Annotated in this window: 4 protein-coding genes and 2 pseudogenes; 5 read left to right on the top strand and 1 reads right to left on the bottom strand. The window is 32.7% G+C overall.

Annotated features, from left to right (window positions below; translation table 11 throughout):
• The 5 genes and pseudogenes from ABW636_RS22350 to ABW636_RS22330 all read left to right on the top strand — a co-directional run.
• Positions 1 to 261, top strand: a pseudogene (locus tag ABW636_RS22350) (hypothetical protein); the annotation flags it as partial.
• A gap of 42 nt (positions 262 to 303) precedes the next feature.
• On the top strand, positions 304 to 546 hold the full coding sequence (locus tag ABW636_RS22345; protein ID WP_367592319.1) for a cyclic nucleotide-binding domain-containing protein: 243 nt from the start codon (positions 304 to 306) through the stop codon (positions 544 to 546).
• Positions 547 to 2,580: 2,034 nt separating this feature from the next.
• On the top strand, positions 2,581 to 5,601 hold the full coding sequence (locus tag ABW636_RS22340; RefSeq protein WP_367592318.1) for a SusC/RagA family TonB-linked outer membrane protein: 3,021 nt from the start codon (positions 2,581 to 2,583) through the stop codon (positions 5,599 to 5,601).
• Positions 5,602 to 5,613: 12 nt separating this feature from the next.
• Positions 5,614 to 7,119, top strand: a complete 1,506-nt coding sequence (locus ABW636_RS22335) for a RagB/SusD family nutrient uptake outer membrane protein (RefSeq protein WP_367592317.1) — start codon at positions 5,614 to 5,616, stop codon at positions 7,117 to 7,119.
• A gap of 21 nt (positions 7,120 to 7,140) precedes the next feature.
• Positions 7,141 to 7,992: a hypothetical protein gene (locus ABW636_RS22330; RefSeq protein WP_367592316.1), complete on the top strand. Its 852-nt coding sequence runs from the start codon at positions 7,141 to 7,143 to the stop codon at positions 7,990 to 7,992.
• Positions 7,993 to 8,455: 463 nt separating this feature from the next.
• Here ABW636_RS22330 and ABW636_RS22325 read toward each other — a convergent pair.
• Positions 8,456 to 8,977 (bottom strand): annotated as a pseudogene (locus tag ABW636_RS22325) (IS256 family transposase); the annotation flags it as partial.
• Positions 8,978 to 9,097: the final 120 nt, after the last annotated feature.

Here is a 9,097-nt window from a genome sequence, read left to right as displayed (position 1 = left end):
AATTTAAAAGACAGTACTCCTCTTAGAGATTTTTTCCATAGAATAAATTTTAGAAAAGGAAGAGTCTCTGCTATTACAGCAACAGCTAGAAAACTTGCTATAATCATCTGGAATATGATTGTCAAGGCTAAACCATATCAAAATCCAGAAGGATACTTATACCTTGACCAAAAAAGAAAACTTGGACTCGTCAAAAGAATTAAAAAACAAATTGATAAATTTGACATCAAACCAGAAGATCTTGAATTTAAAACCTACTGATTTTCAACAAAGAAAATTGACGTTAGTCAGAATTATGAAGATTTGCATGAACTCTATACAGAAAGTGCTAATTGGCAAAAAATTGGCCGATTAGTAGCAGAAAAGGAGTTTATTATTATGGAACAATATGCCTCTATTTTAAATAATGAAACTGCTAAAGAAAAATACCTTCGATTACTTAAAGAACAGCCCGAAATCATACAAAAATCTCCGCTAAACTATATTGCATCCTACCTCGGTGTTACAAGACGAACGTTAAGTAGAATTAGAAAAGAAATATCTTAATGCTATTTGAGGACAAAAAGCATAGCATAAGAGCAATTTTATTTCCTTTGATAGTTTGGTTGCTATTTATTAATAAAGATAATTTTGGTTTTTATATAGGTGTCTTGCTTATCCTTTTTGACCTTGTCATTTTAGCAATAGATGCTTATTCTGAAAAAAAAATAGTAGGCAGTTTATGGGAGGGTTACCAAAATGGGAATACATAAATACACCTTTTTTCTAATGGTTTTCACTTTGCAGCTGCTGGATTACTATTAGCAACACGAATTAGTGTGACTGAACACGGATTATTGTTAAGCACAGTGAATAATTATAACTAAAGGACAAGAGTTATTAAATCTTATTGCGGTCAATATTATTCCAGGTGCAATATTATTGGCACTACTTCATTTATTTTTAATATTTCCGAAAGGAATAAAAATTTGGACTAAACTAAAATGTTGCTAATGCTAGGTGAAAATAGTAACAGTTATGTAATACGATCTGAAATGAATATAAGTCTAACCCTGTTATGTTTCCAAAAAAGTCCGTACTAGTTCCGCCTCGCTTTTGTGTTGATGATTATTATACTTTAGAAATAAAGGAGGTATGCTCTCTATTAGAGGGACTAAACTATATTTTCTAATTGGCATTAAATCAATAGGTTGTTTTACAAAAAAAACGGAATAGAGGAAGTCAATTGGTCAATGACCTGGAGTTGTTAAAAAAACCGCATATGTTTTTTGAATACGGAAAGCTTAAAAACGCAGGTGGGATAAATTTTGAAGCTCACGGAGAATGGGGTGTCAAGGCGTATTGCGTATAGGAACTTCTCTCCATGCATTTTCATTAGTTAAAAAAGGTTCCTGAGCAGTTAAGTGCCACCACATATTTCACAGATAAAGAGAGATAGCGCTGACCTTTTAAGGTTTACGTAAGGATAATTTGAATATGTAAATATAGAGATCGTGCAAAATCTAACGAATATATAGATTATCAAATTACTTCAGATACAAAAAAAACAGGAAAATCAACAACTCTTTATTTGAACTTATCTAAATAGCTGAAGCTTCCCAAATTTAAAGTAATGCTCAAAATTTAAGCAAGATTGATAAAATCGGATATATAATAAAGGGGAGCAATAAGATGTTTTAGAATAATGAAATTATAAATTCTAAAATTACAGTTTTTATAGACTTGAATAAAGAAGAGGAGTATATATCATTAAAGCTGTTAAGTCAATTCTAAAAACAAAAATATACTCTTGATGGTATGTTTTGAAGTTTGTATGCTTTTATTTGGATTTAACAATGTTCGATTGCATCACGATTTGGAGTCCTTAAAAAGTATTTAAAGGTTCTAATGTAAAATTGGATAAAGAAGGATTAGAGCTTTTTAACTGTTCCTTAAGGTGTATCTTTGGCGAATTACATATCTGACGGTAAATCTAACGTAAATGTTCTTTAAGAAGATAAATCACCGTTATAAACTCTTTTAAGTCAAGTTTTCATAAATAATTAAAATATCTAACAATTAACCTATACTAAATAGCCTAAAAGTGGATTATAAATTTCTCAAAAATTTTATTGTGCAAGGGTAAAATTGATCATGGTAATTCTTCTTTTGAGATCATTTTTTTTTTCTAATCTTTTAAATTAAAACAGATTTTCACAAAAAAGTACAGGAATTACCATAATATTTTAACGTTATACGCTGAAATTTAACCTTTAAGTCAAATAGATATCAACTCTTTAAGATTTTTTCTTTAAATTCACTCATCCATACTTGTCAAAAGAACTAAAATTTTAATATCTTGGAAAAGAAGATTTTAAGTCATTCGATAAGAAAATTAACATAATATTAACTATAGGGCGGAACGAACCTACGAAGGTTTTATTTTATTTTTATATTATCCAATTATGATACTATATTATCCAAATAGTTACTTTTTGTTTGATATGCCAATAATAAATATCAATTTCAACCCGAATTAATAAGCTGAATTAATTAATAAATATCAACTTCATTGCTGAATTAATAATGTAAGAGCAAAATATGGAAACTAAAAATGTTAAATTATTATTGTTGTTAATGATGATTGCGACCCATTTTATGGTCGCGCAACAAAGTGCCATTACTGGTACCGTAACATCATCGTCAAGTAATTTACCCATCCCAGGGGTAAATGTTATTGTTAAAAATACTACAAACGGGGTCCTTACGGATTTTGATGGTAATTATACCATTCAAGCATCTCAAGGAGAAGTTTTGGTATTTTCATTTCTTGGATTAAAGACTGTCGAAATAACCGTAAGTGGCAATGACAGGGTAAATATAGAAATGGAAGAAGATTATTCTGAGTTACAAGAAGTCGTTATTGAAGGATATCGGACTGTAGCCAGAGCAAAATCTGTTGTTGCTAGTGTAATGCTTACTTCTGATGCATTAGAAGCTAGGCCACAGGCAAGTTTTGTAACATCACTATCTGGTCAGGTTGCAGGTTTGGATATCGCAACTAATAGTGGACAACCTGGAGCTAATTCCTTGGTGCAAATTAGGGGGGTTGCCTCGATTAATGGTAACACAGAGCCTTTGTTTATAATGGATGGTGTTCCTGTTAATGAGGATAACTTTAGGAGTTTAAACCCTAATGATATAGAATCTATATCAGTTATTAAAGATGCTGCTGGATCTTCTATTTTTGGAAGTAGAGGAGCAAACGGGGTAATTGTTATTAAAACTAAACAAGGTAAAAAGGACTCACCTTTAGAAGTAACTTATACTGGTTCTCAAAGTTTTTCAAGACTTCAAGGGAATGATTATAATTTTATGACTGCTCCAGAATATTTACGTTTTGAACGTGATATATTAGGGTCTGGAAGAGGAGTTGGTATGACCGACGCACAAATTGATGCTACACCAACTACAGATTGGGAAGATGTATTTTTCAGAACAGGTCTTACTCTAAATCATAACTTAGCGTTTAGACAAGGAGGTAAAAACAGTTCTACTTATACTTCTTTAGGGTATATGAGTCAAGATGGAATTCTTAGAAATACAGGATTACAACGTTTTAGTTTTAGAAATAATATTAACGGAAGTTCGGAGAACGGTAAGTTTAATTATAGTACTTCACTAACGGCAAATTACTCTAAAAGTAATACTCAAAATGATGATGAGTCATTTGGGGTAACAACAAACTTTTTCTATGGAGCAAATGCAGGACTTCCTTATATCTCTCCAGATGAATATACAAATGGAGCAGATTTGGCAAATCAAGGATTCTCTCTTGCACTTACTCCGATATATCTAATGGATAGATTGAGAAATTATAACTTTCTTGAAGAAGAGACGAAGGTAGTGGCAGGATTTTCTGCAGATTATGAATTGATAGAAAATTTAACGGCGAAAATTAATGTAGGTATTGATTACGAGCATGAAACTCAATACGAAGCAGTACCGCCAGATGCTTATAGAGCATTAGTTTTTGCACAAGCTGGAAATACTACTCCAGGTTTTCAAGATCAAATTTCAAGAAGAGATGTTTCTATTAACAATAACTTGTCATTAAATTATAATAAATCTTTTTCTGACCATACTATAGATGCTACAGCTTTTCTAGAATATTTTAAAGCACATCGTAGAGGACATGGACATTTTGCAAGAGGTTTAAATCCAAGAACTTTTTCACCAGGTGATGGTAGTGGATATATAAGTGACAATGCAAACAATGATTTCTTTGTAGATGATGCCAGTTCTTTTAGAAATGATGCTGGATTGTTCTCTTATTTTGGAAATCTTGATTATGATTATGCTGGTAAATATGGAGTTTCTACTACTTTAAGACGTGATGCTTCTTATAGATTTTCATCAACAAACAGATGGGGAACGTTTTACTCTATTGGAGCACGTTGGAATATCTCTCAAGAAGATTTTATGTTAAACTCAGCCTTTAACGATTTAAAGTTAAGAGCTTCATACGGTATCTCAGGAAACCAAAGAATTGTTGATGGAGATTACTTTACAGCTCCAGAGCGTTCTGAAACGTTTTTTGGAACTAGTAGTAGTGGTTATGGTAATCTAAACTCTTTAGTGTTAACTCAATTGGGTAATGATACCTTACGATGGGAAGAAGTAGCTCAGGCAAATATTGGTCTGGATTTTCAAGTATTCAATAGTAGATTAAGAGGTAGTTTAGATGTATACCACAAAAAAACAGAAGGGGCATTTCAGTTAGATAGAATATCTGCTATAAATGGAACTACTGGAATTAATGCAAATGTAGGTGATGTAATTAATAAGGGTATAGATTGGGTATTACATTATGATCTTCTTAAAAGAAAAGACCTAACCTTAACACTTAACTTTGTAGGTAACTATAATAAAAATGAATTGGCTAATTTACCTTCTGAAACAGGTGAGATATTAGGAATAGGTAGAAATGGTGGTGGATTACGTGAAAGAAAGCTAGTTCGATATGCAGGGGTGAACCCAGCTAACGGTAATGTATTGTTTTTAGATATAGATGGAAACTTAACAGAAAATCCAAATCCTGATACAGATGCCGTTTGGACAGGTAAAAGTAGAATCCCTGAAGCAACAGGAAGTTTTGGATTTAACCTTAATTATAAAGGATTTTATTTAGATAATCAATGGAGTTTTGTTGTTGGAGTTGATAGAACAGACGTTATTTATTATGAACTTATTAATAATGGTTTTGCTCTTTCTAACTTTCAGTTATCTGCAGACTTGTTTAATGCATGGACTCCAGATAATCGTAGTACCGACATTCCTAGTATAACAGCTTCTAACTCTACTATATTGAGAGATACTAGTGATCGTTTTCTGACTAGTGCAGATTTTGTAAGATTACGTTTTTTAAATTTTGGATATGTTTTTCCTAAAGAATATTTAAAAGGTACTGGTTTATCGAAACTTAAGATATTTAGCTCGGCAGAAAATTTGGTAACATTTACAGAGTGGAGAGGATATGATGCCGAAACACGTGGTGATTTAGAAACGAGAGCATATCCTTCTCCAAGAATATTCTCATTTGGAGTTGAACTAGGATTTTAAAAAAAAAAAGACATGAAAAAAATAATAAAATTTGTATTTTTATTGGCACTTTTTACATCTTGTGAAGACGCCATAGATATTGATCAAGTAGGTAATATTACTACAGATGTGGCGTTTCAGAGCGTCCAAGATTTACAAGAAGGTCTTAATGGACTTTATACCAACTATGATATGGTTCAGGAAATAGCTCATGTATCTACCTTTACAGATGAACTAGCTATTGGATTTAATAGTGGGGGACAAAGAGCAACCGAGTATCAATTTATTTTAGATGCAACTTCTGTTGCTCCTGCAACGTTATGGGTGAGAGGTTATGCAGAAATAAACACTGCTACTCGAATAATTTTGGCAGCAGAAAATGTACCTGTAGAAGATGGAGAGCAAGGTGATTATAATGATATATTAGGACAAGCGCATGCGCTTAGAGCATATTCTCATTTCAAATTATTGTCTTATTTTTCGACAGATATGACGGATGACAGTGCTCTTGGAGTTGTAGCGGTGGATTTTATACCTAGTATAGATGATGCTTTACCACGTAATACTAATGCTCAGGTTTTTGCATTAATTGAAGCTGATTTACAAAGAGCAGAAAATTTAATTGCAGATCAAAGCAATGCTACTTTTGTATCTAAGGATTTTGTTACTGCATTAAGAGCACGTATGGCATTATATCGTGGTCAATATGCTACTGCGGTTACACATGCTCAATCATTACTAGGGAATTATCCTATAGCTGATAGAACAGAGTATACTAACATGTTTTTAGATGTTGATAATACAGAGATTATCTTCAAACTTGAGCGTACTTTAGGGGATGTATTTGATGTAGCAGGTAATCTTGTATCTGGTATAGCGGATCAAAGTAGAGCAGGTGCTAAGTTTGCCTTTACCAATGAAACTATTAACGGAGGAGCATATTTTGAAATTGGAAGATCTTTGTTTAATCTATTAGACACAGATGATATTAGATTTGATGTTAATGTTGGATCAGAGTCAGTAATTTCTGCAGATTATCAAAATGCAGCAGATTTTGAAAACGGAGATGTTTTATTAGTTGGTAAGTACCCTGGGTCTGAAACGCAACCTTTAATGAATGATTTAAAAGTATTTAGATCTTCAGAGATGTTATTAATTTTGGCTGAAGCGGCAGCTGTTAATGGTAATATTAATGGTGCAGCTAATTCTACTGCGGCATATATCAAACAATTACGCGATGCAAGATTTAGTACAGCACAAGTACTACCAGTGTATGCTGATGCAACAGAAGCTTTTGCTGCTGTTTTGAATGAGCGTCGTATAGAGTTTGCTTTTGAAGGACATAGATACCTAGATTTAAAACGTTTAGGAAGTCTTGCCAACCAAGGTATATTAAGAGATCCTTTGGATTGTGCTGATTCTAGAGTGAATGGAGCATGCTCGTTATCTGTGACAGATCATAGATTTACGTTACCTATTCCACAGGTAGAGTTGATTGCTAATCCTACTATGCGAGAACAACAAAACCCAGGTTATTAACCTAAAAAAACAAATTAAGTTATGAAAAAATGTATTTTAAGCCTTGTTGCACTTTGTGCAATATTGGTATCCTGTGAACAGGATAAAGTGATTTTTAGCGAAAGTCAGACTTTTGTAAAGTTTGAAGAATCAAATCAAAGTTTTACTGTTAATATTGGTCAAGCATCTTCTGAAGAAATTCCGGTTATCGTAAGTAGTGTAAGTTCTTCAGAAAGATCCATTTCTGTTGAAGTACTAGAAGAAGAAACCACTTTGGCATCTTCAGAATATACAGTTGGAACGATAGTGATACCTGCGAATTCTTATGAAGGGGTGTTAACCGTTGGTTTTGAAGATGCAGGTGTAGAAGCTTCTACTAGAGTTTTAGTATTGAAAGTACCTACTAGTGCTGATTTTTCTGGGGGTGATCAAACACTAAGTGTAAGCATTAATCAATTATGTCCAGTTGATCCAAATACATTTGTAGGTAATTATACAGTTTCATTTGCCGATCCAATTGGTCTCGATGCAGGAACTTTTAACGGGGGTCTTGCTTTTGCAGATGATGTTACCTACGAACTAGTATTAGACCCAGATAACCCAGCTAGAAGAGTTATGCAGATTGTACACCAACCTAAGTTTTGCAGTGGTAGAGATCCAATTCCTTTTGAAATGGATTTTCTTTGCGGTAATATTATAGTACCATTTCAGCCTGGAGAATGTGTTTGTACTGCTGATGGTAGACCTGATTGGCATGGGCCATCTTCTGTTCCTGGTAGCTATGATATAAATGATGACTCAACATTTATTGTGAGATTTGAGGAAAATGCAGCAGATAACTGTACTTCGTATGATCACCATGAAGCGGAAGTTACTTTTACCAAGGTTCCATAATCGCTATAGTTGTAAAAGAATGGATTATAACTTTGCTAAAGTTAATTAGCAATTATGCTATTTTTGATAAAAAAAAGAGTTTAACAATTATCTCTTAATAATAGTATCAATTATAAAACCACGCCTCTGGCGTGGTTTTTTATTGGTTGAAAATAATGAAATAATGAAATAATGAAATAATGAAATAATGAAATAATGAAATAATGAAATAATGAAATAATGAAATAATGAAATAATGAAATAATGAAATAATGAAATAATGAAATAATGAAATAATAATATCGATCAGTGGTAGTTAAACAGTAGAATGATTGTTATGTATTAAGATCATTAAATATCCTGTTTCTTTTATAAACCTAGTTTTTATGTTAAAAACCAAGGGATTTTCTATAAAAATTTAATGCCATAGTGGACACTATCTCTAAAAGTGTGTAAGTAAAAATACTGAGAGAGTTTGACTTATTTAGAGTCGAATCCTTTTTTCATATATAGTTAAGAACTGATTGAGGATTATACCCCAATGTCTGATCGGCATCGACCATTTTTTAATTGCTTCTCTTGTAGCCAAATATACAGTTTTCATTACAGCTTGGTCTGTTGGGAATGATAATTTGTTTTTGGTGTATTTTCTAATTTTCCCATTGAGGTTTTCAATCAAGTTAGTGGTATAAATGATCTTTCTGATCTCTAAAGGGAACTCGAAGAAAGCGGTAAGTTCTTCCCAATTATCCCTCCAGCTTTTAATGGCATAAGAATATTTAGACTCCCATTTTTCAGCAAAATCATTTAGATAAGCTTTAGAAGCTTCTTTGGTAAGAGCTTTATAAATGAGTTTCATATCCTTAGTAAATGCCTTTTTATCTTTCCACACCACATACCTGTATGCATTACGTATTTGATGGACTACACAGATTTGTGCAGTAGCCTCTGGGAACACATTTTTGATGGTATCTGTAAACCCACTAAGATTATCGGTAGCTGTAATCCCTCATAGCTTTCAAAACCCTTTAGTACTATGCTAACGAAGTCTTACTTTTACACTCTAAATAATTTAAGCTCTTTGTAAGGCCGTTTTTTAAAGTGTTGCTACTTTGTATAAGCACGT

It is taken from the genome of Aquimarina discodermiae (assembly GCF_040786235.1).
Lineage (GTDB): Bacteria > Bacteroidota > Bacteroidia > Flavobacteriales > Flavobacteriaceae > Aquimarina.
Note: the sequence above shows the minus strand (reverse complement) of the source record. Positions and strands in the feature narration are given on the sequence as shown.

Bases quoted from the DNA above. Each gene is read 5' to 3' on its own strand.
- ABW636_RS22340 (WP_367592318.1), top strand. From the start codon at position 2,581: ATGGAAACTAAAAATGTTAAATTATTATTGTTGTTAATGATGATTGCG.
- ABW636_RS22335 (WP_367592317.1), top strand. From the start codon at position 5,614: ATGAAAAAAATAATAAAATTTGTATTTTTATTGGCACTTTTTACATCT.
- ABW636_RS22330 (WP_367592316.1), top strand. From the start codon at position 7,141: ATGAAAAAATGTATTTTAAGCCTTGTTGCACTTTGTGCAATATTGGTA.